Source organism: Mycobacterium paraintracellulare (genome assembly GCF_000276825.1).
Taxonomy (GTDB): domain Bacteria; phylum Actinomycetota; class Actinomycetes; order Mycobacteriales; family Mycobacteriaceae; genus Mycobacterium; species Mycobacterium intracellulare.
Genome location: NC_016948.1, coordinates 4,358,519 through 4,384,907 on the forward strand (window position 1 = coordinate 4,358,519; position 26,389 = coordinate 4,384,907).

Below are 26,389 nucleotides of genomic sequence, written 5' to 3' on the forward strand. Positions count from 1 at the left end.
CGCCACGCATGGTCAGACCCGAGCGCCGGACCAAGCGCGACATCCTGGCCGCCGCGACCATCGCGGTCGTCGTCGCGGTGACGGCGGCCCTCATCTGGTGGACCAGCGACGCGCGGGCCACCAGCAGCCGCCCGGCCGCCGTCCCGGCGCCCAACCCGAGCCCGGCCCGGCAGGTTCCCGCCGGCCTGAAACAACTGTGGACCGCCTCCAGTCCGGCCACCACCGAGCCGGTGGTGGTGGGCGGGGTGGTCGTCACCGGTGCGGGCGTGCGGATCGACGGGCGCGACGCCGGCACGGGCCAGTCCCGCTGGAGCTACGCCCGCGACACCAGCCTCTGCGGAGTCTCGTGGCTGTACCGCTACGCCGTCGGGGTCTACCGCGACGACCGCGGCTGCGGGCAGGTGAGCACCCTGGACGGCTCCACCGGTCACCGCGGCCCCGCCCGCAGTGGCTACGCCGACCCGCGGGTGCGGCTCTCCTCCGACGGCATGACCGTCTTGTCGGTCGGTGACACCCGCCTGGAGCTGTGGCGCTCGGACATGGTCCGGATGGTGGCCTACGGCGAGACCGACGCCCGGGTGAAGCCGTCGTCGCGAGGGCTGCACTCCGGCTGCAGGCTGATCTCGGCCGCGGCCAGCTCGTCCGCGGTCTCGGTGCTGGAGAGCTGCGCGAATCAGGCCGACCTGCGCCTGGTGCTGCTCCGGCCGGGCAAGGACGACGACGAACCCCAGCAACACGTCGTGGCCGAGCCGGGGATCGCGCCCGATTCGGGTGCCCGGGTGCTGGCAGTCCGGGACACCACCACCGCGGTGTACCTGCCGGCGCCCCAGCCCCGGGTGGACGTGATCGACGAAACCGGCGCCACCGTGGCGAGCACCCTGCTGCCCAAGCCGCCGTCGCGCTCGGCGGCGGTCTCGCACGCCGGCAGCCTGATGACCTGGTGGACCGGCGATTCGCTGATGGTTTTCGACGTGAACACCCTGGCGCTGCGCTACACCATCGCCGCGGGTGACAAGACGGCGCCGCTGGGGCCGGGGGTAATGATGGCGGGCCGGCTGCTGGTGCCCGTCACCGGCGCGATCGGCGTCTACGACCCGGTCAGCGGGACCGGCGAACGCTACATTCCGGTCGACCGTGCGGCCAATCCCCCGCCACCCGGGAGGGCGGTGGTCCCGGCCGTGTCGGGGTCGCGGGTGTTCGAGCAGCGCGGCGACACCGTGGTCGCCCTGGGCTGAGCGTTCGGGGCGGCGACGGCCGCCCGGGCGTCTTAGCCCATCGGGCCGCGACGGCCGTCGCCCGAGTTAGCCCGTCGGGCAGCCTAGGGCCCGTCGAGTGTGAATCGTTGGCTTTCGGTGTGAATCTGCGGCGGCGACACGCCGATCGGGCGCGCCGCCAGTTCACACTCAAAGCCGTCAGTTCACACTCAAGATTGCGGCTCGGCGCTGAGCGCCGGGCGGGCGATCGCCGCTAGACCTCGACCGCGAACGTCGGCAGCGGCTTGCCGTTCTTCCAATGCCTGAGCAGCGCCGTCGCCAACTCGCCGTACGCCGACGCGCCCTTGTTCTTGCGGCCCGCCATCACCGACGAACCCGAGGCGCTGGCCTCAGCGAAACGCACCGTGCGCGGAATCGGCGGGGCCAGCACCGGCAGGCTATAGCGGTCGGCGACATCGAGCAGCACGTCGCGGGTGTGGGTGGTGCGCGAGTCGTACAGCGTCGGCAACGCGCCGAGCAGGCGCAGCTCCGGATTGGTGATCTGCTGGACATCGGCGACCGTCCGCAGGAATTGGCCCACACCGCGATGCGCGAGCGTCTCGCACTGCAGCGGCACGATGACCTCGTCGGCGGCCGTCAGCCCGTTGAGGGTCAGCACACCCAGCGACGGCGGACAGTCGATGATCACCACGTCGAACCGGTCTGCGAGTTTGGCCAGCGCTCGCTTGAGCGCGTATTCGCGCCCCGCCCGCATCAGCAGCATCGCCTCGGCGCCCGCCAGGTCAATGTTGGCCGGTAGCAGCGTCATTCCCTCGGCCGTCTCAACCAGCGCGGCGTTGGGCTCGACCTCACCGAGCAATACCTCGTGCACGGAGACCGGGAGTTTGTCCGGGTCTTGGCCCAGCGAGAAGGTCAGGCAGCCCTGCGGGTCGAGGTCGACCAGCAGGACCCGCTTCTTCTCCTCCACCATCGCCGCCCCCAGCGAGGCAACGGTGGTCGTCTTGGCGACGCCACCCTTCTGGTTGGCCACCGCCAATACCCGGGTCCTACTCACTGGCCGCCCGCCCCTCCGCATCGCCGCGCGCTCACAGTGCCATCCTGGCATGTTCGTCCACCATGCGCTCGGGCCCGGCAGCCACCGCATGTCGTCCGGCAGAATCATTCTCTATGGGCTTGCATGATCACCGTTTGGTGCTGCTGCGCCACGGCGAGACCGAGTGGTCGAAGTCTGGCCAGCACACCGGCCGCACCGAGGTCGAGCTGACCGACGCCGGCCGTGAACAGGCCCAGCTGGCCGCCGGGGTGCTGGGCGAGCTCAAACTTGTTGACCCACTGGTGATCAGCAGCCCACGGCGACGCTCGCTGGTCACCGCCGAGCTGGCCGGGTTGTCCGTCGACGACGCGACCGAACAGCTCGCCGAGTGGGACTACGGCTCTTATGAGGGCCTGACCACCGAACAGATCCGGGAGTCGGTGCCCGACTGGCTGGTGTGGACGCACGGATGTCCGGGCGGCGAGAGCGTCGCGCAGGTCAGCGAGCGCGCCGACGCGGCGGTCACGACGGCGCTGCGGCACATGGAGTCGCGCGACGTGGTCTTCGTCAGCCACGGCCACTTCTCGCGCGCGGTGATCACCCGCTGGGTCGAACTGCCGCTGGTCGAGGGCAGTCGCTTCGGCATGATCACCGCGTCGGTCGCGGTCTGCGGGTTCGAGCACGGGGTGCGACAGCTGCGGGCGCTCGGGTTGACCGGCCAGTGAACCGCGAACCACCGTTCGCGCTGTGCGGGCCGACCCGAACCCTGATCGCCGACGGCGTGTCGCGGCGCTACTGCGACGTGGGCGCGGCGCAGGCGGCGCTGCGGTCGAATCAGGCGCCGATTGTGTTGGGCGCGTTGCCTTTTGACCTCAGCAGCCCGGCCGCGTTGCTGACGCCGCGCGCCGTCGACGTCACCCACGGGCTCCCGGACTGGCCGACGGGCCCGCTGCCGCCGGTGCGGGTGGCCGCGGCGCTTCCGCCGCCGGGTGACTACCGCGACCGGGTCCGCCGCGCCCGCGATCAGCTCGCCGCAGCCGACAACCCGCTGCACAAGGTGGTCTTGGCGCGCGCCTTGGAGCTGGTGGCCGATGCCCCCATGGATGCGCGGGCCGTCCTGCGCCGGCTCGTGGCCGCGGACCCGGCGGCCTACGGCTACCTCGTCGATCTGAGCGCCGCCGGCGACGGCTACGCGGGCGTGGCCTTGGTGGGCGCCAGCCCCGAACTCCTGGTGGCGCGCAGCGGCGACCGCGTCGAGTGCCGGCCGTTCGCGGGGTCGGCCCCGCGGGCCGCCGACCCGGATGCCGACGCCGCCAACGGCGCCGCGCTGGCCGCCTCGGCCAAGAACCGGCACGAGCATCAGCTGGTGATCGAGACCATCCGGGCGGCCCTGCAGCCGTTGTGCGACGACCTGTCGATCGCCGCCGAGCCGCAACTGAGCCGCACCGCCGCGGTCTGGCACCTGTGCACACCGATCAGCGGACGGCTTCGCGATACCTCAACGAGCGCAATCGATTTGGCGCTAGCGCTACACCCCACCCCGGCTGTCGGAGGCGTCCCGACCGACGCGGCGGTCCAGCTGATCGCCGAGCTGGAGGGCGACCGCGGGTTTTATGCGGGGGCGGTCGGCTGGTGCGACGCCGCCGGCGACGGCCGCTGGGTGGTGTCGCTGCGCTGCGCGCAGCTGTCGGCGGACCGGCGCAGCGCGCTCGCTCGCGCCGGCGGTGGTATCGTCGCCGAGTCCGATCCCGACGACGAAGTCGCCGAGACCACAACCAAATTCGCCACGATACTCAACGCACTAGAAGTCCAACGATGACCACAGACATCCGTCGCGCCGCGCCCCACGACGTCGCCGCCATCACCGAAATGATCCACGCGCTGGCCGAATTCGAGCACGCCGCCGATCAGTGCACGGTCACCGAAACACAAATATCCGCAGCGCTTTTCGGCGACCGCCCGACGGTGTACGGACACGTGGCGGAGGTGGACGGCGAGGTCGCGGCGATGGCGCTGTGGTTCGTCAACTTCTCCACCTGGGACGGCGTGGCGGGCATCTATCTGGAAGATCTGTTCGTGCGCCCGGGATTTCGCCGCCGCGGGCTGGCCCGGGCGCTGCTGGCGGCGCTGGCCAACGAATGCGTGCAGCGGGGCTACACCCGGTTGTCCTGGGCGGTGCTGAACTGGAACACCGACGCCATCACGCTCTACGACGGGATCGGCGGGGAACCGCAGAACGAATGGACCACCTACCGGCTGTCGGGGTCGCGGTTGGCGGGGCTGGCGGAGTCGCCCTGACCGCCGGCGGCCCAGCGCACCGCGGCCGGGCTGAACAGCAACCCCAACACGACCAGCGCGACAAGCCCCGCCGGGATCCCGTAGCCGGGCTGGTGTGATCCGACCGCGAGGTACCAGGCCACCGGCAGCAGGAGCAGCTGGGTGATCACGGCCAGGCCGCGGCCCCAGCGCTTGCCCAGCATCAGCGCGCGGCCCGCGGCGATCACCCCGGCGCCGACGAGGACGAACCAGCCGGCGGTGGCCAGACCGTTGGCCACGTGCTGGTCGGCCCCGGCGATCCCGCGCACCACCAGGACCACGGCCACGATCAGCGCGGCCATCCCCTGCACGGCGACGACGACGCCGGCGCGGCGGACGGCGGTCGGGGCGGATGGCGGCGTCACAGCGCCAGCGTAGTCAGGGCGGCGGCGCTCCTCCTCACGCCGCGCTGCGGCGTGCATCGTCGCACCGCCTAACCCGATTGCGGCGCTCCTACTCACGCCGCGCTGCGGCGCGCATCGTCGCACCGCCTAAGCTCGTGCTTCATGCGGGCCGTGCTGATCGTCAACCCCACAGCCACTTCCACCACACCGGCCGGTCGCGATCTGCTGGCCCACGCCCTCAAGAGCCGGCTACAGCTCAGCGTCGAACACACCAACCACCGCGGGCACGGCACCGAGCTCGCGCAGAAGGCCGTCGCCGACGGCGTCGACCTCGTGGTCGTGCACGGCGGCGATGGCACGGTGAGCGGGGTGGTCAACGGTCTGCTCGGCCGTCCCGGCACGCTTCCGAGCGGCCCGGTGCCCGCGGTGGCCGTGGTGCCCGGCGGTTCGGCGAACGTGCTGGCGCGATCGCTGGGCATCTCTGCGGATCCGGTCGCGGCCACCAACCAGCTCATCCAGTTGCTCGACGACTACCAGCGGCGCGGCACATGGCGCCGGATCGGCCTGATCGACTGCGGCGAGCGGTGGGCCGTGTTCAACACCGGCATGGGCGTCGACGCCGAGGTGGTGGCCGCGGTCGAGGCCGAACGCAGCAAAGGCGGCAAGGTCACCGCGTGGCGCTACATCCGCGCATCGGTGCCGGCCGTGTGGGCCTACACCCGCCGCGAGCCGATGCTGACGCTCGAACTTCCCGGCCGCGAACCCATCACCGGGGTGAGCTTCGCGTTCGTTTCCAACTCCAGCCCGTGGACGTTCGCCAACGAGCGGCCGGTGTGGACCAACCCCGGCTGCAGCTTCGAGTCGGGACTCGGGGTGTTCGCGCCGACCAACCTGAAGACGATCCCGACGCTGCGGATCGTCCGGCAGATGTTCGCAAAACGGCCCGCGTTCAACTTCAAGCACCTCGTCACCGAGGACGACCTGCCGTGCGTGCGAGTTACCTCGACCGGGGGCCCCGTCGCCTGCCAGTTCGACGGGGATTACCTCGGCGTGCGCGAAACCATGACGTTCAAGTCGGTGCCCGACGCGCTTGCGGTGGCCGCCCCTCCTCAGCAAAAACGACGCTGACCTGCGGCAACGCGTGGCCTGTGGCGCACGCGACACAAACACGGACGGGGAGAGGCCCGTCAGTGTAGTACAACGGAGTAAGGGCTTGACTACGAGATGATCAAAGTGAGATAGCCCACGAGCGAACTCACACTATTGACATCTGTTGAGCCTGTGAAACGATCAAAAGGTTGCATGCAGAAATTACGTAGGGGTGCGGCCCCTTTTCTTCTGCACGCGTTTAACAGCCGAAGAAAATAGCCGTGCGCCTTGCTGCGCACTCAGTAAGGAGTAAAGACGTATGGATTGGCGCCACAAGGCGGTCTGTCGCGACGAAGACCCGGAGCTGTTCTTCCCGGTGGGGAACAGTGGTCCGGCGCTCGCGCAGATCGCTGACGCGAAACTGGTCTGTAATCGGTGCCCGGTGACGACAGAGTGCCTCGGCTGGGCCCTGAACACGGGCCAGGACTCGGGCGTCTGGGGCGGCATGAGCGAAGACGAGCGGCGTGCGCTGAAGCGTCGCAACGCCCGGACGAAAGCCCGCAGCGGGGTTTAACCCAGATAACGCAAAACGGTGCGGCCTCGACGATTGTCGGGGCCGCACTCTTGCGTGTGCCTACAGCAGCATTCGGGTCCGCCGACCGATCGGGACGCGCAGCACCACGTCGGTGCCGCGGGCCGGGGCCTGGGTCATCCCCAGGGTGCCGTCGAGTTCCGCCGACACCAGCGTCCGCACGATCTGCAGCCCGAGGCTGTCGGAGGTCTCGAGGCTGAAGCCGTCAGGCAGCCCCCGGCCGTCGTCATGCACGACAACATCCAGCCAGCGCGCGGAGCGCTCGGCCCGAATCGTCACCGACCCTTCCTCGACCGCCGGGTCGAAGGCGTGCTCGATCGCGTTTTGCACCAGCTCGGTGATCACCATAATCAGCGCCGTCGCGCGGTCCGAGTCCAGCACGCCCAGATCGCCGACCCGGTTGATGCGGATCGGCCGGTCCACCGAGGCCACGTCGTTCATGATCGGCAGGATTCGGTCGATGACCTCGTCGAGGTTGACCTGCTCGTCCACCGACATCGACAGCGCGTCGTGCACCAACGCGATCGACGACACCCGGCGCACCGACTCGATGAGCGCCTCCCGCCCCTCCGCGTTGGCCGTGCGGCGGGCCTGCAGGCGCAGCAGCGCCGCGACGGTCTGCAGGTTGTTCTTCACCCGGTGGTGGATTTCGCGAATGGTGGCGTCCTTGGAGATCAGGGCCCGGTCGCGGCGCTTGACCTCGGTGACGTCGCGGATCAGCACCGCCGCGCCGGCGCTGGCGCCGTCGACCACCAGCGGCAGCGTGCGCAGCAGCACGGTGGCTCCCCCGGCGTCGACCTCCATGCGCATGCTGCGCCCGCCGGCCACCAGATCCCGCACATGCTCGGCCACTTCCTGCGCCTCGAACGGATCCGAGATCAGCGGGCGCGTGACCTCGATGAGGTTGTGTCCCTCCAGGTCGGCGGTCAGGCCCATGCGGTGGTAGGCCGACAGCGCGTTGGGACTGGCGTAGTCGACGACGCCCTTGACGTCGAGGCGGATGAAGCCGTCGCCGACCCGGGGGGTGGAGCGCGACATCACGACGTCCCCCGCGTCGGGAAAGGTGCCCTCGGCGAGCATGTGGACGAGGTCGCCGGCGCACTGCCGGTAGGCGATCTCCAACTGGCCGGACGCGCGGTCGGCGGCCACCGCGGTCTGATGATGCGTGAGCACGGCGACCACCTGGCCGCCGTAGCGCACCGGGGACGCCTCGACGTGCGTGCCCGGCAACCACGAATTCTCTTGACCCGCAACGTCATCCCTCTTGGCGGTGCCCGACGCGAAGGTGTCGGCGACGAGGGACAGCCGCTCGGAGGCGATGGCGGTGCCCACCGCATCGGTCTGTAGCACCGTGGGCGCGGTATTGGGGCGGCATTGCGCCACGCACACCAGCACGCCGTCGTCGCGACGCACCCACATCAGGTAGTCGGCGAACGACAGGTCGGCCAGCAGCTGCCACTCCCCTACCACCGCATGCAGATGGTCGACCGCGTTGCCCGGCAGCATGGTGTGTTCGGCGAGCAGATCACCGAGAGTTGACATCGCTTACTCCCCGGGTCGTTCCCCGGCGGCTGGTCGAAGGGCCCGACCGGCTAGCTGATCACCGCGATGAGGTCGCCCGCCTGAATGACGTCGCCCACCGACACGCTCACCTTGCTGACGGTGCCGCCGACCTCCGCAAGGACGGGAATCTCCATCTTCATCGACTCCAGCAGCACCACGATGTCGCCTTTGCCGATCTGATCACCCTCGTTGACAACGACTTCGAGCACGCTGGCCACGATCTCGGCGCGCACATCCTCGGCCATCTTCACCCCACTCGTTTCGGCCTCTGCGCAGGCTGGCCGCTGGTCATCGCTGGTTGTTGGTCCATCGCTGGTTGGTCCATCAACGTTCTATCAGGTCGCCTACATCGAACCACAGGCCCCACCGCGACGACGGCGCCCGGCCCCTCCCGCGGGCCGCACCAGGGCGAAGACAGTGCGCGGCGCGTCTCATGAGAGACTGGACGACAAGCCAACCGGCGCCAGGCGCCTGGTTTGACAGCAATCAACGGAGGTTCGACCCATGGCCAAACGAGGCCGTAAGAAGCGCGACCGCAAGCACAGCAAGGCCAACCACGGCAAGCGGCCCAATTCCTGAGGACGCTACTGCGTACCCCGGATGATGGTGGTGCGCCGAATCTCGAGCCGTAGCCGCTCGCGCAGGCCCTCCGGGGCCCTCTCACCTTTGCACTTGGTGGCGATCAACGCCTTGATCCGCTCTTCGAGCCCGTAGTGCTTGAAGCAGCCGGGGCACGCCTCGAGATGCCTGCGCAGTTGTTCGCGGGTATCCGGGCCGCATTCACCGTCGAGCAGCAGCCATACCTGGCGGATGACCTCCGCGCAGCCGACGCTGCCGTGGGACTCGTCGTTGGGGCAGGCATCCGCCGAAGCACCGCCCTGGCCGGCGAACTCGCTCATGACGACACCTCCTCGTGCGCCTGCTGACCGCGGTTGAAGCCCCGCTCCTTGGCAACGTCGGCCAACAGGCCGCGCAGTTGCCGTCGACCGCGGTGCAGCCGTGACATTACCGTTCCGATGGGCGTGTCCATGATTTCCGCGATTTCCTTATACGGAAATCCCTCGACGTCGGCGTAATAGACCGCCATCCGGAATTCCTCCGGCAAGGCCTGCAGCGCGTCTTTGATCTCGGAGTCCGGCAGCGACTCCAGCGCCTCCACCTCGGCCGAACGCAGCCCGGTGGAGGAATGCTCGGCATTGGCGGCCAGCTGCCAGTCGGTGATTTCCTCGGTCGGGTACTCCGCGGGCTGGCGCTGCTTCTTGCGGTAGCTGTTGATGTAGGTGTTGGTCAGGATCCGGTACAGCCACGCCTTGAGATTGGTCCCGGCGCGAAACGAGCGGAAGCCCGCGTAGGCCTTCACCATCGTCTCTTGCAGCAAATCCTCGGCGTCGGCGGGATTCCGCGTCATGCGCAGTGCACCGCCATAAAGCTGGTCCAGCAGGGGAATCGCGTCGCGCTCGAACCGCGCCGTCAGTTCCGCGTCCGTCTCTTCGGGCGCCGCGGGTTCGGTGATGGACGGCCCCGCCGCGCTATCGCGGCCATCTAGAGAATCGGCCATATCGATTAACCCGGTCCCTTCTGCTGCGGTGCTACCGGAAAGCACCGAAAGTGCCACCGGACTCGCAAGGACGCCAGCCAACTGCTCCTCGCCTAACAGGCTCGTCGCCGTTGACACCACGCTGCTCCTCCCAATCTAAAGGCTCACCCCGACAGCTTTTGCCCGGGTGTGACCCACCGCATCGAAAACCAATTGGATCAACCGCGCGCGCGATCCGACTATTTCCGGGCGGAATTCGGCCCGCGATATCGGTGCCCGCTCCCCGGCGTAGACCCCGATCGGACCGATTCGGGCGTGGCGTTAGTGTGACGCCATGTCCCTGAATGGCAAGACCATGTTCATCTCCGGCGCCAGCCGCGGCATCGGCCTGGCGATCGCCAAGCGCGCCGCGCAGGACGGTGCCAACATCGCCCTGATCGCCAAGACCGCCGAGCCGCACCCGAAGCTGCCGGGAACGGTGTTCACCGCGGCGAAGGAGCTCGAAGAGGCGGGCGGGCAGGCCCTGCCGATCGTCGGGGACGTCCGCGATCCCGATTCGGTCGAGGCGGCCGTGGCCAAGACCGTCGAGCAGTTCGGCGGCATCGACATCTGCGTCAACAACGCGTCGGCGATCAACCTGGGTTCGGTCACCGAGGTGCCCATGAAGCGGTTCGACCTGATGAACGGCATCCAGGTGCGGGGCACGTACGCGGTGTCGCAGGCATGCATCCCGCATCTGAAGGGCCGCGAGAACCCGCACATCCTGACGCTGTCGCCGCCGGTGCTGCTGGGCCGCGAGTGGTTGAAGCCGACGGCGTACATGATGGCCAAGTTCGGGATGACGCTGTGCGCGCTGGGCATCGCCGAAGAAATGCGGGACGAGGGCATCGCGTCGAACACGCTGTGGCCGCGCACGCTGGTGGCGACGGCCGCGGTGCAGAACCTGCTCGGCGGCGACGAGGCGATGGGCCGGGCCCGCAAGCCCGAGGTGTACTCGGACGCCGCCTACGTCGTCCTCAACAAGCCGTCCAGGGAGTACACCGGCAACATGCTGCTGTGCGAGGACGTGCTGGTGGAATCCGGCGTCAAGGACCTCTCGACATACGACTGTGTGCCCGGTTCGAAGCTGGGCGTGGACTTCTGGGTCGACGGCGTCAACCCGCCGGGGTACTCGGGGCCTTAGTCGTGATCGCAAGCGCGGCGCAGCCGGGCGCCGCGGGTCACGACCAGCGGAGGTAGCCGGTGGGCGGCGCGGCCACTCCGGGCATCGCCGCGTTGATGAAAGCCGGTGTGCCGCACCAGGTTCTGCACTTCGACGCGGTCACCGACCTGTCCGAGTCGTCCGACGTCGCGCCCGAACAGGTCTTCAAGACCCTGATCGTCGCCCTGCCGGGTGAGCTGGCCGTCGCGATCGTGCCGGTGCCGTGGCGGTTGTCGCTGAAGGCGGTCGCCGCGGCGCTGGGTGTGCCCAAGGCCGTCATGGCCGAGCCGGCCGCCGCCGAGCGGGCCACCGGCTATGTGGTGGGCGGCATTTCGCCGTTCGGTCAGCGCAAGCGGCTCCGCACGGTCCTGGACGGCTCCGCGCTGCGCTGGGATCGGATCCTGTGCAGCGCCGGCAAGCGGCATTACGACGTCGCGGTCGCGCCCCGGGACCTGATCCGCCTCACCGGCGCGATCACCGCCGACATCAGCCGAACGTGACGACGACCTTGTCCGCGGCGCCCGGAGTCTGGGCGAGCTCGAGCGCATCACCGACGCTGCCGAACGGGATGGTGTGGCTGACGATCAGCGCGTACTTCTCCCAGTTCGCGACGAGATCCTTGGTCACCTCGAAGATTTCGTCGGGGTAGCCCATGCTCCCGAGCAGGGTGATCTCGTTGCTCATCAGGTTGATGAGGTCGACGGGCACCGGCTCCTTGTGGACGCCGACGATGCCGACGGTGGCGCCCTTTTGCGCCGCGGCGAGCGCGGTGTTGACGACGGCGGGCACACCGGCCGCGTCGAGATAGATGTTCGTGCCGGCCTTCCCGGGGTACATGGAATCGCCCGCGCCGTGCAGTTCGATCAGCCGCGCCACCACGTCCTCGTCGGCGGAGTTGATGACGGCGTCGGCGCCGATCTGCAGCGCCTTGTCCAGCCGGCCGGGGAGCAGGTCCACGACGACGACGTGGCTCACGCCAAGGGATTTGAAGGCCAGCGTGGCGCCCAGGCCGATCGGTCCGGCGCCGAACACGGCGACCTTGTCCGTCGGCTTGGGTCGGCACCGGTTGGCGCCGTGGCGCGCGACGGCCATCGGCTCGTTGAGCGCCGCGACCTCCCACGGGACGTGGTCGGGGATGACCTCGAGACTCGTTCCGCGTACGGCGTTTTCGATGAGCAGGTAGTCGGCGAGCGCGCCGCTGGGCCCGCCGTTGCCGATGATGCCGCTCGGGGCGGCCATCGGGTTGATGACGACGTGGTCGCCGACGGCCAGGCCGCTCACCTTCGCGCCGACCTCGGCGATCTCCCCGGCGGGCTCGTGTCCGAGCGGCGTGTGTCCCTGGCGCGGGGGCAGCCCGCCGATGGTGATGTAGAAGGCGTCCGAGCCGCAGATGCCGCAGGCGCGCATCCGGACCAGTACGTCGTTGGGGCCCACCGTGGGACGCTCGGCGTCGAGCACCTCGGCCTTGCCCGGGCCGGTGACCATTGACATCTTCATCGGTGACTCCTCGGTCTTACGGTCAAGCCGCCATGGATTGCAGAAACCCCGGCCAGTCGGGAAACAGTGCCCGGTCCACGATCTCGATGCGGACTCCAGCCGGGTCGACGTAGTAGGCGAACATCGACAGCGTCTCGCCGCTGGGTCGCGCCTCCAGCCGGTACCCGCTGCGTTCGAGTTGCGCTGCGGCACCGGCCATGTCGTCGACCCAGTAGCCGAGGTGGTGGGCGCCGCCCCTGGGCGGCGGGGTCCAGATCGTGCCGGGCACCGCCTGAATCACTTCCAGGTGCGGTGCGTCCACCGAGTACACAAAGCGGAACGGCACCTCGATGTCGCCGTCCGCGGTGGCCACGCTCAACGCGGCATCGACCGGTTTGGTCCACCGGTACCCCATCACCCTGGTGAGCCGTTCGGCGGCGGCGGCCATATCGTCAACCACCAGCCCGGTGTGATAGCAGTCCGCCGGGTTCATGCTGTGCCTTCCAGTTCGATGTCGAACGTATCGAGATATTCGGCGAAGATCGGTTCGAGCGCTTCGACGGTCAGGCCATACTGGTCGAGGGTGTAGGCATTGAGCGCGAACCGGTCCTGGGGGTGCCCGGCGAGCCAATTGCGCATCCGCGCTTCGGTTTCTGCGGTCAGCGGCTCGTCGGCCCATTCGTAGATGCGCCGCATGACGTCCATCGGGTCACGCATCATCTCGTGGTAGTACATATGGAAGAAGCGCTCGTCGCCGATGCGATCGCGGGCGCGCAGCGGCCGCTGGACGTGGTAGCGCATCTGCGCCATGGCGTTGCGCCCCATGGCATTCAGGTCGATGGCATCGGGATGCAGCACCATCCCCTTGGGCAGCTTCCACAGGTTGCACAGCGACCCCGTCGCCCTGTAGGGGTCCCGGTGCGCCCAGATCAGCCGGGCGTCGGGGAACACCTTGAGCAGCGCCTCGATGTGCACCGAATGCGACGGCATCTTGAGGCTCCAGTTGCCGGGCGCGGTGGACTGCAACACCTGCAGGTAACGCTTCTGATATTCGTACGTGCTGGTCATGTCGGCCTCGTGGAACAGCCATTCGGCGTAGCGCGAGGTCGACAGGAACGAGTCCCAGGACAGCCCCTTGAAATCCTGATTGTGGATGAACATGTCCTCGGTGGGCCCATCGGCGTCTTCCCAGTGCGGCAGCGGCACTTTGGCCTGCGTGACCATGTCCAAAATCTTGCGCTGTTCCTCCAGCAGGGCCAGGCAGCGCGCGTCGGTGCGCAGCGCCTCGGTGGTGGCCGGCGGGATCGGGTGCACGCACTGCCAGTGCAGCAGCGAGCGCCGGGCCGGATCCTGGTCGAGCAGGTAACTGATGACCGTGGTTCCAGTGCGGGGCATGCCCAGCACGATCAGCGGTCGCTCGACGGGCGCGTCGAGGACTTCGGGGTGCTCCTGGATGTAGGCGTGGACCTGCATGCGCCGCCCGAGCGCGTCGGTGGCGTCGGTGAGGACCCGTTCGCGGCCGAAGGGGGTGAACGCGGCCGAACTGTTGAGCTCGTCGAGCATGATGGCCAGGCCGTCTCGCCAAGAATCGGAATCGATTTCGGTGAGGCCGGTGCGCTGTGCGGCCAGCTTGAAGACGTCGTCGGTGGTCGAGACGTTGTCGAAGTTGTTGTCGCTCATCGTTTCAGACCGTCAGGTATCCGCCGTCGACGGCGATGGTGGTGCCGGTGATGTACGAGGCGGCGTCGGTACACAGGAACAGCGTCGCGCCGGCGCAGTCCTGGGGCGTGCCGGGCCTGCCCAGGGGCGTGTGGAAGCCGATCTCGACGTCCATCACCTCGGGAATGCCCATGGCCGGGTGGGTCATTCGGGTGTCGATGAGGCCGGGTGCGATGGCGTTGACCCGGATCCCGTCGTTGGCCCACCGCCGCGACAGGTTCATCGTGAGGGCGAGCAGGCCCATCTTCGACGAGGCGTAGCCGGGGACGAACACGGCGGAGCGGAACGCGGACATCGACACGACGCTGACGACGCTCGCCCCGCCGGGAGCCTGGCTGGACTTGAGCAGGTCATGGCAGCGCATGGTCAGCCGCATCGGGCCGAACATGTTCTGCGTCACCGACGCGACGTATCCGTCCGGGTCGTATTCGTCACCCGCCGGGTAGGGGCCGCCGGCGTTGTTGATTAAGATGTCCAGTTCACCCAGCGAATCCGCCAGGGCGTCAACCAATTTCGGGTCCTGTATCTGGCATTGGCGGTAGGTGTAGGCGCTCAGATCCGTCTCGGAATAGTCCGTGGCGGACCCGCGGGTGCCGGTGACGGTGACGGCCGCGCCCGCCCCGGCGAATGCGGCGGCGATGGCGTTGCCGATGCCGCTGGTGCCGCCGGTCACCAGCACGGTGGCGCCGGTGAAATCGAAGTTGACGGTGTTCATTCGGGTGACCTCAGTTCGTTGATGGATTTGGTGAGCCACGCTTTTTCCCAGAAGTTGTCGGCGTCGGCCAACAGTGCCTCGTGGGCTTCGGCGGCGACGGCACGTGCCGCCGCGTGCAACGGCTGGGCGGCCAGGATCAGGTCGGTGAGGTGGATGGCCTGCACCGGCCGCCCGACCGCCAGGTGCGCGCGGGCCGCGTCCACGAGCGCGTCGGCCCCGGCGGCGCTCACCACATCGGCCGCAACGGAATCCGGTGCGATCCCATACAGTTCGGTGGTGGAGCGATGCCGGAACCACCCGGTGTACATCTCCCAGATGGCGCGCACATTCCACGAGGTCTTGCCGTACCCTTCACCGATGTCGAGGTGCTCGGGCACGGTGACCTCGCGCATCGCGGTATGGACGTCGGCGCCGGAATTCATCAGTTCGGCGGTGCGGTCGTGCACGGCCTGCATGGCGTCACGCATCGCGCTGACTTCCTCCGCGATGCGGTCGGCGCCCTCGATCGGGTCGAAGTGGCCGGTGATCAGCCGCTGCGGTCCGTAGTCGAGCACGGTGTTCAACGACTCGATGTAGAGAATGGGATCGCGATAGCGGTCGCCGCGGATGGTCATCAGATTCGGGACATGCCCGAACAGCGGGCCGAACAGGTTGCCGGTGAACAGGATTCGCTCCTGCGGCAGCCACACCACCAGTGCGTCGGTGGTCTCGCCGCCCGGCGTCCACGCCAGCTCGAAGGTACGCCCTCCGACGGTGATGTTGTGGCGCTGGTCGAAGGTCGTCGTCGGCTCGGGGAACGAGAAGTCGATGGTCGCGGGGTCGAGGGTCTTGAAGTGCTCGAGCACGGCGTCGGAGAACTTCTGGAAGGCGAACGACGTCTTGGGCACCCGGTAGCCCATGAGCAGTGTGTTGTCGTCGCGCCAGTACCGGTAGTTGCGGTGCATCACGACGTTGGTGCCCTCGTCGCGCAGCGCCTTCACCCCGCCCCAATGGTCGGCGTGCCCCTGGGTGACGATGATGGCCCGTGTCGGGCCCGGCACCTTGGCAAAAGCCTTGCGGTGCAGCGGCCCCTCGAAGACCAGCCCGCTGTTGACGATGACCCGCCCCTCGTCGGTGGCCACCGCGTAGGCGTTGGAGACGCCCGGCGACATCCACACGCCGTCGCCGAGGGCCAGCGCGGGCGTGTCCGTCGCCGCCGACAGGTCGCCGGCCCCGGGCCGCTCCCGATGAATCCCAGCCATGACTGGCGATCCTCTACAGTTCTAGAGGTAAAGTCAATATCCATGGGATTGCAGGGTCTGATCGACAAGGTGGCGGTCGTGGTCGGCGGCGCCACCGGCATCGGCGCGGCGACGGCCGCCCGTCTCGCCGGCGAAGGCTGCCGGGTAATCGTCGGCGACGTCGCCGACGATTGCGCGCGGCGGACGGCCGAACGCATCGCCGCGACCGGCGGCGCGGCGACGCACGTGGCCTTCGACCTGGCGGATCCCGCGTCGGTCGCGGCGCTGATCGACACCGCCGCAACGACTTTCGGCGGCGTGGACCTGCTGTTCAACGTGGGCGCCGACATGAGCATCATCCGGGCCGACACCGACGTGGTGGACATCGATTTCGACGTCTGGGATCGGGTGATGGCGGTGAACCTGCGCGGGTATGTGGCCGCGATGAAATACGCCATCCCGAGAATGCTGGACCGCGGCGGCGGGGCCATCGTCAACATGTCGTCGGCGGCGGCGTTCCAAGGAGAGCCCGCGCGCCCGGCCTATGCCACCGCGAAGGCAGGCATCGGCGCGCTCACTCGCCACGTCGCGTCGCGGTGGGGGAAGGACAACATCCGGTGCAACGCGGTCGCGCCCGGCTTCACCGCGACCGAGACCATCCGCTCGGTGCCGCAGTGGCCGGACCTGGAGGCCGGCGCGCTCAAGCGCATTCGCGGACCGCGCGTCGGCGAGCCCGGCGACATCGCCGCGCTGGTCGCCTTCCTGCTGTCCAGGGAGGGCGAGTGGATCAACGGTCAGGTCGTCAACATCGACGGCGGCACCGTCCTTCGGTGACCCATGGCCGCCAGTACGAGATCCCGCAAGCGCGACGGCGATGAACGCCGCCGCGACCTGTGCGACGCGGCGATCCGGGTGCTGGCCGAGCACGGATCGCGTGGACTCACCCATGGGCAGGTCGACCGCTGCGCCGGCGTCCCCGAGGGCACCACGTCGTACTACTACCGCACCCGCACGGCCCTGCTGCGCGGCGTCGGCAAGCGGGTGGCCGAGATCGACGTCGCAAATTTGCAGTCGGTGATCGATGAGCCGGTCGACCCGGTCTCGCCGTTCGCGCACCTGGCCCGGCTGACCATGATGCAGGCCGACGGGACCGGGCTGATGCTGAACCGGGCGCGCCACGAGTTGCTGCTGGGCGCCGCGCGCGATCCCGATCTGGCCGAGACGGCGCAGGTGTTCGTCGCCCGGATCAACGCGATGGCCCGCGACGCCATCGCCCATCTGCAGCCGGACACCCGCGACCCCGAACTGCTGGCCGCGCAGACCACCGCCGTCACGACCTTCATCGCCGGCATCTTCACCCGGCTGGCCGCCGGCGACCGCACCGTCGGCGCCGCCGAGCAACTCACCCACCTGCTGGAGGCGGTGGCCACCGCCGTGGCGCTCGCGGCGCAGCGGGGTTAGGCGCCGCGGCGGGTCTGCTGGCCATGGCTGGGCCGTTGACGATTGGCGTGGGCGTCAGCGACGCCGACACGATTCAGACGGAGGGCAATTACCCGACGCGCGAGGCGTGCCAGAACGCGGGCCCAGGCGTGAAGGCCACGGCGCCGGGAAGCTGGAACAACTTCTGGTGCGTTGCGGACCGTAACGTCAACGGCAACTGGAAGTCGGTGCTCAGCAACTGATCCGGCCGTCAGGCGTTGCGCCCCTCGGGTGCACGTGTCATTCGGCGACGCTCCGAACGCGAACAACGACTCGCCGAGGAGCGTTTCGTCGTCAAGCCTGCACCTACACCTTCCACCACCCGGAAAAGCTGCTGCGCGACGGAGGCGACGATGAGGCGGTATAGCTCAACACGTCCCCATTTGCGAGGATGACGAACCTATGTGAACTTGACGTTCATGCCGCCCATGGGCCCACGCCGCCGACTTTCTCGATCGTGATGTGAGTCAGGTATCCGGGGGGTGCGTCAGGCGGGGGGAACCCCGTGCCGGGGCCAAAGATAGTCGTGGCGATCTTGTCGAGTAGTTCGGGAGCACCGCCCTCCTCGACGCGCGCCGTGCCCCTGATCAACAGATAGGGCGTCTGCGGCCCGCTGCGGTCGGTGGACGCGATGGTCACCGCCGTCGGCTGTACTCTGCACCGTCACCCAGACCAGGCTGACTTGCGGGCTTCCGTCGCGATTGATCGTGACAAGCGTGGCCGGGTCGGAACCGATGAGTTGGCGTGCGCTGTCGTTGAGTTTCGTGATGTTCATTGTGTTCTCCTGATTCGTCGTGGTTCCGGGCGTTTCGGCTGTCTATCCATACGACGAAGAAGCTGTGCGTGATCCGACAACCCGGCCATCGCGCTGCTGGCGGCCGGCGAAGAACTACGGAAGCGCAAAAGACGACGCGAAATCGCGCCTGCCCTTAGGCAAATCGGTTATTCAGACGTCCACGCGGTCCCGAGCGCAGTAATAGCGGCCAGCCGAGCGCTACAGGATTTTCATCTGCTCGGGCTCCGGCTCGGCCGGCTCGAGTAGCTGCGGGCCGTTGTTGCGCACGTTGTTGACCAGCGTCGACACCTCACGCGTGCGGATGGCGCGCACGTCGGGCGTGCGGGCCAGCAGTTTTTCGTCGATCGGGGCGTCGGGGTCGAGCCATCGGTCCCAATCGCGTTCGGGCATCACCAACGGCATCCGATCGTGGATCTGCGCGAGCTCCCCGGGCGCGTCGGTGGTGATGATTGTGCAGCTCAGCAGGGGCGACGCGTCCTTGGCCGGCTTCCATACCGACCACAGGCCCGCCATGAACAGCGGCTCGCCGTCCTCCCGGTACATGAAAAACGGTGTCTTGCGAGACTTCTTGCCGGCCGCGGCGTCGGAATTGACCCGCCATTCGTAGTAGCCGTCCATCGGGATCAGGCAACGCTTGGACTTGGCGCTGGTCCGGAAGGCCGGCGAGCTGGTGACCTTGTCGGCGCGGGCGTTGATCAGCATCGGACCCTTGGTTTCGGGCGCGCCGTCGGCGCCCGCCTTGGCCCACGGCGGCACCAAGCCCCAGCGCATCAGCCGCACCCGCCGCGTCGGCTCGTCCTCGGGTTCGGAATGCCGGCTGACGACGGTCGCGATGGTCGAGGTCGGAGCCACGTTGTAGTTGGGCGCGCTCGAATCGGCGTCGGCGCCGGTGGTCTCGTCGATCGCCTTGATCTTCTGGGCCAACAGGGCCGGGTCGGTCGTGACCGCAAACCGTCCGCACATACCTCCATGGTGGCAGAAGCCACGGGACTCCTATGGGTGGCAGAAGCCACGGAACTCCTATGGGTGGCAGAAGCCACCGAACTCCTGTGGGTGGCAGAAGTCGCGAACTCCTATTGGTGGCAACAACCGGTGACAGGCGATGATGGACCGGTGACTACGTGGACGGCCCCCCGGGCACCGCAACCGGTGCACGCGACCGTGACCGTTCCCGGTTCGAAATCGCAGACCAACCGGACCCTGGTGCTGGCGGCGCTGGCGGCGGCGCAGGGCCAGGGCACCCCGACCATCAGCGGGGCACTGCGCAGCCGGGACACCGACTTGATGATCGGCGCGCTGCGCACGCTGGGCCTGCGCGTCGACGGCGACGGGACGGAGTTGACGGTCAGCGGCCGCGTGGTGCCGGAACCGATGGCACAGGTCGATTGCGGCCTGGCGGGCACGGTGCTGCGGTTCGTCCCGCCGCTGGCGGCGCTCGCCGAATCGATCGTCGAGTTCGACGGCGACGAGCAGGCCAGGGCGCGGCCCATCGCGCCGCTACTCGACGCGCTGCGCGGGTTGGGCGTGCGGATCGATGGCTCGGGTCTGCCGTTTCGGGTCCTGGGCACCGGCGCGGTCCCCGGGGGCACCGTCGAGATCGACGCCTCGGCCTCGTCACAGTTCGTCTCCGGGTTGCTGTTGTGCGCGGCCTCTTTCGCCGAGGGGCTGACGGTGCGGCACACCGGTTCGGCGTTGCCGTCGGCGCCGCACATCGCGATGACGGTGACGATGCTGCGCCAGGCCGGCGTCGACGTCGACGACTCCGTCCCCAACCGCTGGCGGGTGCGACCCGGGCCGGTCGCGGCCCGGCACTGGGTGGTCGAGCCGGACCTGACGAACGCCGTCCCGTTCCTGGCGGCGGCCGTCGTCACCGGCGGCGCGGTGCGCATCACAGGCTGGCCGGCGAACAGCGTGCAACCCGCCGAGCACATCCTGGCCGTGTTGGGCAAGTTGAATGCTGTTGTCACCCAACATGATTCGCACCTGGAGGCGCGCGGCTCCGGGGACTACGGCGGTTTTGACGTCGACCTGCGCGCGGTCGGCGAGCTGACCCCGTCGGTGGCCGCCCTGGCGGCGCTGGCGGCCCCGGGCTCGGTGTCGCGCCTGTCCGGCATCGCCCACCTGCGCGGCCACGAGACCGATCGGCTCGCCGCGCTGAGCGCCGAAATCAACCGCCTGGGCGGCGATTGCACCGAAACGCCCGACGGCCTGGTGATCACCGCGACACCGCTGCGGCCGGGCGTCTGGCGCGCGTACGCCGACCACCGGATGGCGATGGCGGGCGCAATCGTCGGGCTTCGGGTAGCCGGCGTCGAGGTCGACGACATCGGCGCCACCACCAAGACGCTGCCCGACTTTCCGCGGCTGTGGGCCGACATGCTGACCGCACAGGAAGACCGCGGCATGTGAAGCCCGGCGACTACGACGAGTCCGACGTCAAGATCCGCTCCGGCCGGGGTTCGCGGCCGCGGACGAAGACGCGTCCCGAGCACGCCGACGCCCAGGCCGCCATGGTGGTCAGTGTCGACCGCGGCCGCTGGGGGTGCGTGCTGGGCGGCGACGTCGACCGTCGGGTCACCGCCATGCGGGCCCGGGAACTGGGCCGCACGCCGATCGTCGTCGGCGACGAGGTCGATGTGGTCGGCGATCTGTCCGGGCGGACGGACACGCTGGCCCGCATCGTGCGCCGCGGTGAGCGCCGAACTGTGTTGCGGCGCACCGCCGATGACACCGATCCGACCGAACGGGTGGTCGTCGCCAACGCCGACCAGCTACTGATCGTGGTGGCGCTCGCCGACCCGCCTCCCCGCACCGGGCTGGTGGACCGGACGCTGATCGCCGCCTATGCCGGCGGACTCACCCCGATCCTGTGCCTGACCAAGACCGACCTCGCCCCGCCGGAGCCGTTCGCGGAGCAGTTCGTCGACCTGGATCTGACGGTGGTCGTCGCGGGCCGCGACGATCCCCTGCTCGCCGTGGCGGATTTGCTCGCCGGCAAGATCACCGTGCTGCTCGGGCATTCCGGCGTCGGCAAGTCAACGTTGGTGAACCGGCTGGTGCCCGACGCGGACCGCGCCGTCGGCGACGTGACCGACATCGGCCGGGGGCGGCACACCTCCACGCAATCGGTCGCGCTCCCACTGGCGACGTCGGGCTGGGTGATCGACACGCCGGGCATCCGCTCCTTCGGGCTGGCCCATATCCAGCCCGACGACGTCATGATGGCGTTCTCGGATTTGGCGGACGCCATCGAGGACTGTCCGCGCGGCTGCGGGCACATGGGCCCGCCGGCCGACCCCGAGTGCGCGCTGGACACACTGACCGGGCCCGCCGCCCGCCGCGTCGCGGCCGCCCGCCGACTGCTGGCCGCACTCAACCAGGCTTCTTAGCCAGCCGCATGCCGAGCTCATCCGGCGGCACCAAATGTCCCTCGGCGCACCGGATTTCGACGCTGACCTCGGCACCGCAGCCCACGTGTGTCAGCCGCAGCCGGTGACGCCCCGGCAGATGATGCCTCCCCCACTCGAACATCGCCCACACCACCGGCATGAAATCGATGCCCGCCTGGGTGAGCACATACTCGTCGCGGCTGCGCTGGCCGGGCTCCCGATAGGGCTGGCGCCGTAGCAGTCCGAGCTCGACGAGCTCGGCCAGCCGCGCCGAGGTGGCGGCCTTGGTGATGCCCACCCGGCGGGCGAAGTCGTCGAAACGAGTGGTGCCGTAGTACGCCTCGCGCATGATCAGCATCGCGGATTTGGTACCGACGACCCCCATCGTCTTTTCGATCGCGCACTCGCCCACCGCCGACCAGGCGTCGCGGTCGGCCAGCGGCCCCTGCAGCAGTGTCATCTAAATCACCTCCCCAGCTGGGTTGCTTTCAGCATACCGAGGTGTTTATCTGAGTATAGCTTGATATACCCAGATGGACTCGAGGAGGAGCCATGAACCAGGGTCGCGACGCCGTCATCGTCGGAGCAGTGCGCACGCCCATCGGCAAGGGCAAGGCCAGTGGCGCGCTGCACGATGTGCTGCCCGCCGACCTGCTCGCGCACAGCCTGCGCGAGCTGGTGACGCGCACCGGTGTCGATCCGGCACAGGTCGACGATGTCATCGCCGGCGCCGTCACCCAGGTCGGTGACCAGGCCGTCAACATCGCCCGCAATGCCCTGCTGGGCGCGGGATTCCCGGAGACGGTGCCCGGTGTCACCATCGACCGCCAGTGCGGTAGCAGCCAGCAGGCCATCAGCTTCGCGGCACAGGGTGTGATCGCCGGCGCCTACGACCTGGTGATCGCCGCCGGCGTGGAATCGATGGGGCGCGTCCCGATGGGCAGCCAGGTGTCACCGGGCAGCAACCCGTTCGGCGAGGGGATGGACGCGCGCTATCCCGAGGGCCTGGTGCCCCAAGGCATCAGCGCCGAACTGATCGCCGCGAAGTGGGGCTTTTCGCGCACCGAACTCGACGAGTTCTCCGCGGGCAGCCACGAGAAGGCGGCCCGCGCCACCAAGGACGGGCTATTCGACAACGAGCTCATCCCGATTGCCGGGCTCGCCACCGACGAGATCATCCGCCCCGGTACGACGGTGCAGACCCTATCCGGATTGCAGCCGGCGTTCTACAGCGAGGCGGCCAAAGCCCGTTTCCCGCAGATCAATTGGGAGATCACCCCGGGCAACTCGTCGCCGCTGTCCGACGGCAGCGCCGCGGTCATGATCACCAGCAGCGAGGTCGCCCAGAAACTGGGCCTGCGCCCGCTGGCCCGGATCCACACCACCACCGTGGTGGGCTCCGACCCGCTCTACATGCTGACCGGCGTCATTCCCGCCACCGAGAAGGTGTTGTCGAAAGCCGGGCTCACGCTGGCCGACATCGACCTGTTCGAGGTGAACGAGGCGTTCGCGCCCGTGGTGCTGGCCTGGGCGCACGACACCGGAGCCGATCTGGCCAAGACCAACGTCAACGGCGGAGCGATCGCGATTGGTCATCCGTTGGGCGCCAGCGGCGCTCGCATCATGACGACGCTGGTGAACGCTTTGGAGCAGCGCGGTGGCCGGTATGGGCTGCAGACGATGTGCGAGGGCGGCGGCATGGCCAACGCCACCATCATCGAGCGACTGGGCTAGGAGACGGGGCGATGGACGTAATCCGCGCCGCCGCAGTGCAGCTCAGCCCCGTCCTTTACAGTCGCGAGGGCACCGTGGAAAAGGTGGTCGGCAAGATCGCGCAGCTGGCACGCCGCGACGTGCAGTTCGCGACATTCCCGGAAACGGTGATTCCCTACTACCCGTACTTCTCGTTCGTCCAGCGCCCCTTCGAGATGCGACCGGAGCACCTGCGGCTCCTCGACCAGGCCGTGGCGATCCCGTCGCCGGCGGTCGACGCGATCGCCGAGGCCGCCCGTGCGGCAGGCATGGTCGTATCGATCGGTGTCAACGAGCGCGACGGTGCTTCGCTGTACAACACGCAGTTGTTGTTCGACGCCGACGGCACCCTGCTGCAGCGCCGCCGCAAGATCATGCCGACCTACCACGAACGGATGGTCTGGGGCCAGGGCGACGGTAGTGGGCTGCGCGCGGTCGACAGCGCAGTCGGGCGCGTCGGACAGTTGGCGTGCTACGAACACTTCAATGCATTGGCCCGCTACGCCTTGATCGCCGACGACGAGCAGATCCACTCGAGCATGTTCCCCGGATCTTTCGGCGGCGACCTGTTCGCGCGGCAGATGGAGATCAGCGTGCGCAATCACGCGCTCGAGTCGGGCGCCTTCGTCGTCAACGCGACCGCGTGGCTCGAAGCGGATCAGCAGGCGCAGATCATGGCCGACACCGACTGTCCGATCGGACCTATCTCGGGCGGCCACTTCACCGCGATCATCACGCCCCAGGGCGAATACGTGGGTGAGCCGCTGCGCACGGGCGAGGGCGACGTCATCGCTGACCTCGACTTGTCGTTGATCAACACGCGGAAGGCGCTGATGGATGCCGGCGGCCACTACAGCCGGCCCGAAACGCTCAGCCTGCTCATCGATCGCACCCCACGTACCCAGGTACACGAGAGCATCGGACCAGAGGAGGTCGAAAGTGTCTGCGTCTGAAACCAAGTTCGAGGGCATTCGGGTGCGCTACGACAGCGCCAAGAGCTATGACGCGCTGGTCGGCGCGCTGCTCGCCGACATCGGAGAAAGCCCGGTGCCGATCGACGACATTACGACGACGACCGGCGACTGGCAGGAATACGAGGGTCGAATCCAAAACCACGCCGGCCCAAGTGGATTCATGTTATTCGGCACGGTCGACCACGGCGCCTGGATCACCAAGGCCGGCATCGACCGCAAGGCGTTGCGCGTCATCCTCGGCAACCCGCTGATCGCCATCACCATGCTGCGCCACGACGTCAAGGCCGGATTGTTCGCCCCGGTCGAGCTGTTGGTCGCCGACGAGGGCGACGATGGCAGCAGCGTGACCTATGTCAAGCCGTCGTCGCTGATGGTCGTCGAGCCCAATCCCGAGTTGCTCAGCGCCGCCGAGCAACTCGACGCCAAGCTGGCGGCACTGGCCGAAAAGGTGACCGGCGGCTCCTGACGACCAAATTCGCTGACGCCCGTCATTGACGGGCGTCAGCGATTGGCGTACCGTGCCTGCATGGCGTCGGCACGCGCAGCATCCCCGGCCAACTCTGCAGCCGCGAGCGTCCGGGAGGCCCGGCGGCTCGAGACGCGGGCGCGCCTGTTCGACGCGGCGTTGTCCGAGATCTCGCAACGCGGGTTTGCCGCCGCCGACGTCAGCGCCATCGCCGCCGCGGCGGGCGTGGTGAGGGGGACGTTCTACTTCCACTTCCCCACCAAGGAGCACGTCCTTATCGAGGTGGAGCGCAACGAGGAGACCCGGATCATCAGCGAACTCGGCGATGCCAAGGGCGATCTGGCCTCCGTGCTGTCACAAGTTGTACAGCACGTTCTGCGTGCCGAACGCCGGCTGGGCGACGCCGTTTTCCGCGACATGCTCGGGTTGCATTTCTCCTCGACCCGTCCGGTCGAAGACGAACTGACGCAGCATCCCCTCGCCCAGTTCCTGGTGGGCGTGATCGGCCGGGCCCAAGACGAGGGACAGGTGCCCGCCGACGCCGACGCGGCGGAACTCGGAACGTTCTTCCTCACCGGGCTTTTCGCGCTGCTGTCCACCGGAGCGCACGACGAAGCGCTGTTGGGCCGTTACGTGGCAACGATTGTCAAGGGAATGGAGAAACGATGAATCGCACGGGCATCGAGGGCTACCGGGACTTCCTGGCCCGCCGCGACGGCGAGGCCGACCTGCTCAACAGGCGGCTGGCGAACCGAGAGCGGTTCTTCGGCGAACTCGAAGCCAACCCCGTCCGGTCGGCCCATCCCGCCGACCGACAGACGTTCCTGCGCAACCTGCGCCGCCGGCGACCCGAACCCGGCCTGGACCCGAAAATGCTGTTCCTGCTGGCGACCGCCAAGCTGAATCAGGCCGAGCGGTTCGGCGTGGGACTCGGCGAAACCTATGGGCGTAACAGCGACGAGAGCCTGCCGCCCGAGAACGTCTACCTCGAACTCGAGGAGCACTACCACACGCGGCTGCTCGCCTACGCGCTGGACGTCTTCGATCTCACCTTCCAGGTTGTGCCCCCGCCTTTCGTGATGCGCCAGTTCGTCAAGACGAGCGTATTCCTGCCCGAACGGCTCGGCTTCCTGTTCGTCGGGGCCGCAGAGATGGCCGGCTGCATCATGTTTGACGAACTGCGCCGGGTGGGCGGAAGGCTCTTCGCCGACGAACCGGACGTCGCCCAGCGAATCGAATTGCTCTACAGCGAGATCCTCACCGACGAAATCGGCCACGTCGGCTACTGCGCGTCACGCTGCACGTCGGCCGAGCGGGCGATCATGCGCCGCATCTACCCGTTCATCGGTCGGCTTTTCGCGCGCCAGACCGCGGAGATCGGCCTGCTCGTCGACAAGGAGGCGTTGGCCGCGCGGCTCGACCGGCCCTTCGACGTCGACGAACTCACCGCCGACCTGGGCAACGAGACCTACCTCGTCGCGCACCCCTGACGACGCCCGCGGCGAGCGTGCACT

Annotated in this window: 32 protein-coding genes and 1 pseudogene; 19 read left to right on the plus strand and 14 right to left on the minus strand. The window is 68.5% G+C overall.

What is annotated here, in order from left to right; genetic code table 11:
- The first annotated feature begins 8 nt into the window (after positions 1 to 8).
- Positions 9 to 1,235: an Rv3212 family protein gene (locus OCQ_RS20125; RefSeq protein WP_009956180.1), complete on the plus strand. Its 1,227-nt coding sequence runs from the start codon at positions 9 to 11 to the stop codon at positions 1,233 to 1,235.
- Positions 1,236 to 1,467: 232 nt separating this feature from the next.
- On the opposite strand, the gene OCQ_RS20130 is transcribed toward OCQ_RS20125, so the two are convergent.
- Positions 1,468 to 2,268, minus strand: a complete 801-nt coding sequence (locus OCQ_RS20130; RefSeq protein ID WP_009956179.1) for a ParA family protein — start codon at positions 2,266 to 2,268, stop codon at positions 1,468 to 1,470.
- A gap of 113 nt (positions 2,269 to 2,381) precedes the next feature.
- On the opposite strand from OCQ_RS20130, the gene OCQ_RS20135 reads away from it, so the two are divergent.
- From OCQ_RS20135 to OCQ_RS20145, 3 genes are read left to right on the plus strand one after another with little or no spacing between them, the layout of a single operon-like run.
- Entirely contained in the window at positions 2,382 to 2,972 is a 591-nt protein-coding gene (locus tag OCQ_RS20135) for an acid phosphatase (RefSeq protein ID WP_009956178.1), read from the plus strand.
- Positions 2,969 to 4,066, plus strand: a complete 1,098-nt coding sequence (locus OCQ_RS20140; RefSeq protein WP_014385641.1) for an isochorismate synthase — start codon at positions 2,969 to 2,971, stop codon at positions 4,064 to 4,066. The genes OCQ_RS20135 and OCQ_RS20140 overlap by 4 nt, the downstream gene beginning before the upstream one ends.
- Positions 4,063 to 4,545 carry a GNAT family N-acetyltransferase gene (locus tag OCQ_RS20145; RefSeq protein ID WP_009952801.1) on the plus strand — a complete coding sequence of 161 codons (483 nt, stop codon included), beginning with the start codon at positions 4,063 to 4,065 and terminating at the stop codon, positions 4,543 to 4,545. Before OCQ_RS20140 ends, OCQ_RS20145 begins: the two co-directional genes overlap by 4 nt.
- On the opposite strand, the gene OCQ_RS20150 is transcribed toward OCQ_RS20145, so the two are convergent.
- Positions 4,497 to 4,928, minus strand: coding sequence for a hypothetical protein (locus OCQ_RS20150; protein ID WP_014380927.1), 432 nt, complete (start codon positions 4,926 to 4,928; stop codon positions 4,497 to 4,499). The genes OCQ_RS20145 and OCQ_RS20150 overlap by 49 nt on opposite strands.
- Positions 4,929 to 5,069: 141 nt before the next feature.
- Between OCQ_RS20150 and OCQ_RS20155 the strand changes: the two genes are divergently transcribed.
- Both OCQ_RS20155 and whiB1 read left to right on the plus strand, forming a co-directional pair.
- A complete protein-coding gene (locus OCQ_RS20155) occupies positions 5,070 to 6,035 on the plus strand; it encodes a diacylglycerol/lipid kinase family protein (protein ID WP_009952805.1) in 966 nt (321 codons plus the stop codon).
- A 280-nt stretch (positions 6,036 to 6,315) separates the two neighbouring features.
- Positions 6,316 to 6,570, plus strand: a complete 255-nt coding sequence (whiB1, locus tag OCQ_RS20160) for a transcriptional regulator WhiB1 (RefSeq protein ID WP_003874607.1) — start codon at positions 6,316 to 6,318, stop codon at positions 6,568 to 6,570.
- A 60-nt stretch (positions 6,571 to 6,630) separates the two neighbouring features.
- On the opposite strand, the gene OCQ_RS20165 is transcribed toward whiB1, so the two are convergent.
- Both OCQ_RS20165 and OCQ_RS20170 read right to left on the minus strand, forming a co-directional pair.
- Positions 6,631 to 8,130: a sensor histidine kinase gene (locus OCQ_RS20165; RefSeq protein ID WP_014385642.1), complete on the minus strand. Its 1,500-nt coding sequence runs from the start codon at positions 8,128 to 8,130 to the stop codon at positions 6,631 to 6,633.
- 50 nt (positions 8,131 to 8,180) lie between these two features.
- Positions 8,181 to 8,396: a biotin/lipoyl-binding carrier protein gene (locus OCQ_RS20170; protein ID WP_007773063.1), complete on the minus strand. Its 216-nt coding sequence runs from the start codon at positions 8,394 to 8,396 to the stop codon at positions 8,181 to 8,183.
- Positions 8,397 to 8,655: 259 nt separating this feature from the next.
- On the opposite strand from OCQ_RS20170, the gene OCQ_RS27360 reads away from it, so the two are divergent.
- Positions 8,656 to 8,730: a 50S ribosomal protein bL37 gene (locus OCQ_RS27360; protein WP_085976515.1), complete on the plus strand. Its 75-nt coding sequence runs from the start codon at positions 8,656 to 8,658 to the stop codon at positions 8,728 to 8,730.
- Between the two features lie 5 nt (positions 8,731 to 8,735).
- Here the strand turns inward: OCQ_RS27360 and rsrA are convergent, their stop codons facing one another.
- Both rsrA and OCQ_RS20180 read right to left on the minus strand, forming a co-directional pair.
- Positions 8,736 to 9,050 (minus strand): mycothiol system anti-sigma-R factor, encoded by a 315-nt coding sequence (rsrA, locus tag OCQ_RS20175; protein WP_008259700.1) that lies wholly within the window; start codon positions 9,048 to 9,050, stop codon positions 8,736 to 8,738.
- Positions 9,047 to 9,709 carry a sigma-70 family RNA polymerase sigma factor gene (locus tag OCQ_RS20180; protein ID WP_008259701.1) on the minus strand — a complete coding sequence of 221 codons (663 nt, stop codon included), beginning with the start codon at positions 9,707 to 9,709 and terminating at the stop codon, positions 9,047 to 9,049. Before OCQ_RS20180 ends, rsrA begins: the two co-directional genes overlap by 4 nt.
- Positions 9,710 to 10,022: 313 nt before the next feature.
- On the opposite strand from OCQ_RS20180, the gene OCQ_RS20185 reads away from it, so the two are divergent.
- Together OCQ_RS20185 and OCQ_RS20190 are read left to right on the plus strand one after the other, a co-directional pair.
- Entirely contained in the window at positions 10,023 to 10,871 is an 849-nt protein-coding gene (locus OCQ_RS20185; protein WP_008259702.1) for an SDR family oxidoreductase, read from the plus strand.
- Positions 10,872 to 10,930: 59 nt separating this feature from the next.
- The gene (locus OCQ_RS20190; RefSeq protein WP_014385643.1) at positions 10,931 to 11,389 is read left to right on the plus strand and encodes an aminoacyl-tRNA deacylase; all 459 of its coding nucleotides are present in this window, start codon (positions 10,931 to 10,933) and stop codon (positions 11,387 to 11,389) included.
- Here OCQ_RS20190 and OCQ_RS20195 read toward each other — a convergent pair.
- The 5 genes from OCQ_RS20195 to OCQ_RS20215 are packed head-to-tail and all read right to left on the minus strand — an operon-like array spanning position 11,376 to position 16,040.
- Positions 11,376 to 12,386, minus strand: coding sequence for a zinc-dependent alcohol dehydrogenase (locus OCQ_RS20195; protein WP_009952809.1), 1,011 nt, complete (start codon positions 12,384 to 12,386; stop codon positions 11,376 to 11,378). The genes OCQ_RS20190 and OCQ_RS20195 overlap by 14 nt on opposite strands.
- Positions 12,387 to 12,408: 22 nt before the next feature.
- A complete protein-coding gene (locus OCQ_RS20200) occupies positions 12,409 to 12,858 on the minus strand; it encodes a VOC family protein (protein ID WP_014380933.1) in 450 nt (149 codons plus the stop codon).
- Positions 12,855 to 14,045: a sulfotransferase family protein gene (locus OCQ_RS20205; RefSeq protein WP_014385644.1), complete on the minus strand. Its 1,191-nt coding sequence runs from the start codon at positions 14,043 to 14,045 to the stop codon at positions 12,855 to 12,857. Before OCQ_RS20205 ends, OCQ_RS20200 begins: the two co-directional genes overlap by 4 nt.
- A gap of 4 nt (positions 14,046 to 14,049) precedes the next feature.
- The gene (locus OCQ_RS20210; RefSeq protein ID WP_014385645.1) at positions 14,050 to 14,799 is read right to left on the minus strand and encodes an SDR family NAD(P)-dependent oxidoreductase; all 750 of its coding nucleotides are present in this window, start codon (positions 14,797 to 14,799) and stop codon (positions 14,050 to 14,052) included.
- Positions 14,796 to 16,040 carry an alkyl sulfatase dimerization domain-containing protein gene (locus tag OCQ_RS20215; protein ID WP_014385646.1) on the minus strand — a complete coding sequence of 415 codons (1,245 nt, stop codon included), beginning with the start codon at positions 16,038 to 16,040 and terminating at the stop codon, positions 14,796 to 14,798. The genes OCQ_RS20210 and OCQ_RS20215 overlap by 4 nt, the downstream gene beginning before the upstream one ends.
- A 42-nt stretch (positions 16,041 to 16,082) precedes the next feature.
- Between OCQ_RS20215 and OCQ_RS20220 the strand changes: the two genes are divergently transcribed.
- Genes OCQ_RS20220 through OCQ_RS20230 form a run of 3 tightly spaced genes read left to right on the plus strand, consistent with a single transcriptional unit; the run spans position 16,083 to position 17,701 of the window.
- Positions 16,083 to 16,853 (plus strand): SDR family NAD(P)-dependent oxidoreductase, encoded by a 771-nt coding sequence (locus tag OCQ_RS20220; RefSeq protein WP_009952815.1) that lies wholly within the window; start codon positions 16,083 to 16,085, stop codon positions 16,851 to 16,853.
- Positions 16,854 to 16,856: 3 nt separating this feature from the next.
- The gene (locus OCQ_RS20225) at positions 16,857 to 17,480 is read left to right on the plus strand and encodes a TetR/AcrR family transcriptional regulator (RefSeq protein WP_009952817.1); all 624 of its coding nucleotides are present in this window, start codon (positions 16,857 to 16,859) and stop codon (positions 17,478 to 17,480) included.
- Positions 17,481 to 17,503: 23 nt separating this feature from the next.
- On the plus strand, positions 17,504 to 17,701 hold the full coding sequence (locus OCQ_RS20230; protein WP_050782782.1) for a hypothetical protein: 198 nt from the start codon (positions 17,504 to 17,506) through the stop codon (positions 17,699 to 17,701).
- Between the two features lie 214 nt (positions 17,702 to 17,915).
- Here OCQ_RS20230 and OCQ_RS27135 read toward each other — a convergent pair.
- Together OCQ_RS27135 and OCQ_RS20240 are read right to left on the minus strand one after the other, a co-directional pair.
- Positions 17,916 to 18,273: pseudogene (locus OCQ_RS27135) on the minus strand (PPOX class F420-dependent enzyme).
- A gap of 219 nt (positions 18,274 to 18,492) precedes the next feature.
- Positions 18,493 to 19,257 carry an SOS response-associated peptidase gene (locus OCQ_RS20240; protein ID WP_009952821.1) on the minus strand — a complete coding sequence of 255 codons (765 nt, stop codon included), beginning with the start codon at positions 19,255 to 19,257 and terminating at the stop codon, positions 18,493 to 18,495.
- 150 nt (positions 19,258 to 19,407) lie between these two features.
- Between OCQ_RS20240 and aroA the strand changes: the two genes are divergently transcribed.
- Positions 19,408 to 20,703: a 3-phosphoshikimate 1-carboxyvinyltransferase gene (aroA, locus tag OCQ_RS20245; RefSeq protein WP_029384202.1), complete on the plus strand. Its 1,296-nt coding sequence runs from the start codon at positions 19,408 to 19,410 to the stop codon at positions 20,701 to 20,703.
- Complete coding sequence (rsgA, locus tag OCQ_RS20250; RefSeq protein WP_014385648.1) at positions 20,700 to 21,683, plus strand: ribosome small subunit-dependent GTPase A; 984 nt, start codon at positions 20,700 to 20,702, stop codon at positions 21,681 to 21,683. The genes aroA and rsgA overlap by 4 nt, the downstream gene beginning before the upstream one ends.
- On the opposite strand, the gene OCQ_RS20255 is transcribed toward rsgA, so the two are convergent.
- On the minus strand, positions 21,667 to 22,143 hold the full coding sequence (locus OCQ_RS20255) for a winged helix-turn-helix transcriptional regulator (RefSeq protein WP_009952825.1): 477 nt from the start codon (positions 22,141 to 22,143) through the stop codon (positions 21,667 to 21,669). The genes rsgA and OCQ_RS20255 overlap by 17 nt on opposite strands.
- Before the next feature lie 92 nt (positions 22,144 to 22,235).
- Here OCQ_RS20255 and OCQ_RS20260 point away from each other — a divergent pair, with 92 nt between their 5' ends.
- The 5 genes from OCQ_RS20260 to OCQ_RS20280 are packed head-to-tail and all read left to right on the plus strand — an operon-like array spanning position 22,236 to position 26,365.
- The gene (locus OCQ_RS20260; protein WP_009952826.1) at positions 22,236 to 23,417 is read left to right on the plus strand and encodes a thiolase family protein; all 1,182 of its coding nucleotides are present in this window, start codon (positions 22,236 to 22,238) and stop codon (positions 23,415 to 23,417) included.
- A gap of 11 nt (positions 23,418 to 23,428) precedes the next feature.
- Positions 23,429 to 24,388 (plus strand): carbon-nitrogen hydrolase family protein, encoded by a 960-nt coding sequence (locus OCQ_RS20265; RefSeq protein ID WP_008259741.1) that lies wholly within the window; start codon positions 23,429 to 23,431, stop codon positions 24,386 to 24,388.
- The gene (locus OCQ_RS20270) at positions 24,375 to 24,875 is read left to right on the plus strand and encodes a DUF302 domain-containing protein (RefSeq protein ID WP_014385650.1); all 501 of its coding nucleotides are present in this window, start codon (positions 24,375 to 24,377) and stop codon (positions 24,873 to 24,875) included. Before OCQ_RS20265 ends, OCQ_RS20270 begins: the two co-directional genes overlap by 14 nt.
- A 60-nt stretch (positions 24,876 to 24,935) precedes the next feature.
- Positions 24,936 to 25,544, plus strand: coding sequence for a TetR/AcrR family transcriptional regulator (locus tag OCQ_RS20275; protein ID WP_014383178.1), 609 nt, complete (start codon positions 24,936 to 24,938; stop codon positions 25,542 to 25,544).
- A complete protein-coding gene (locus tag OCQ_RS20280; protein ID WP_014380948.1) occupies positions 25,541 to 26,365 on the plus strand; it encodes a hypothetical protein in 825 nt (274 codons plus the stop codon). Before OCQ_RS20275 ends, OCQ_RS20280 begins: the two co-directional genes overlap by 4 nt.
- The last annotated feature ends 24 nt before the right edge of the window (positions 26,366 to 26,389 follow it).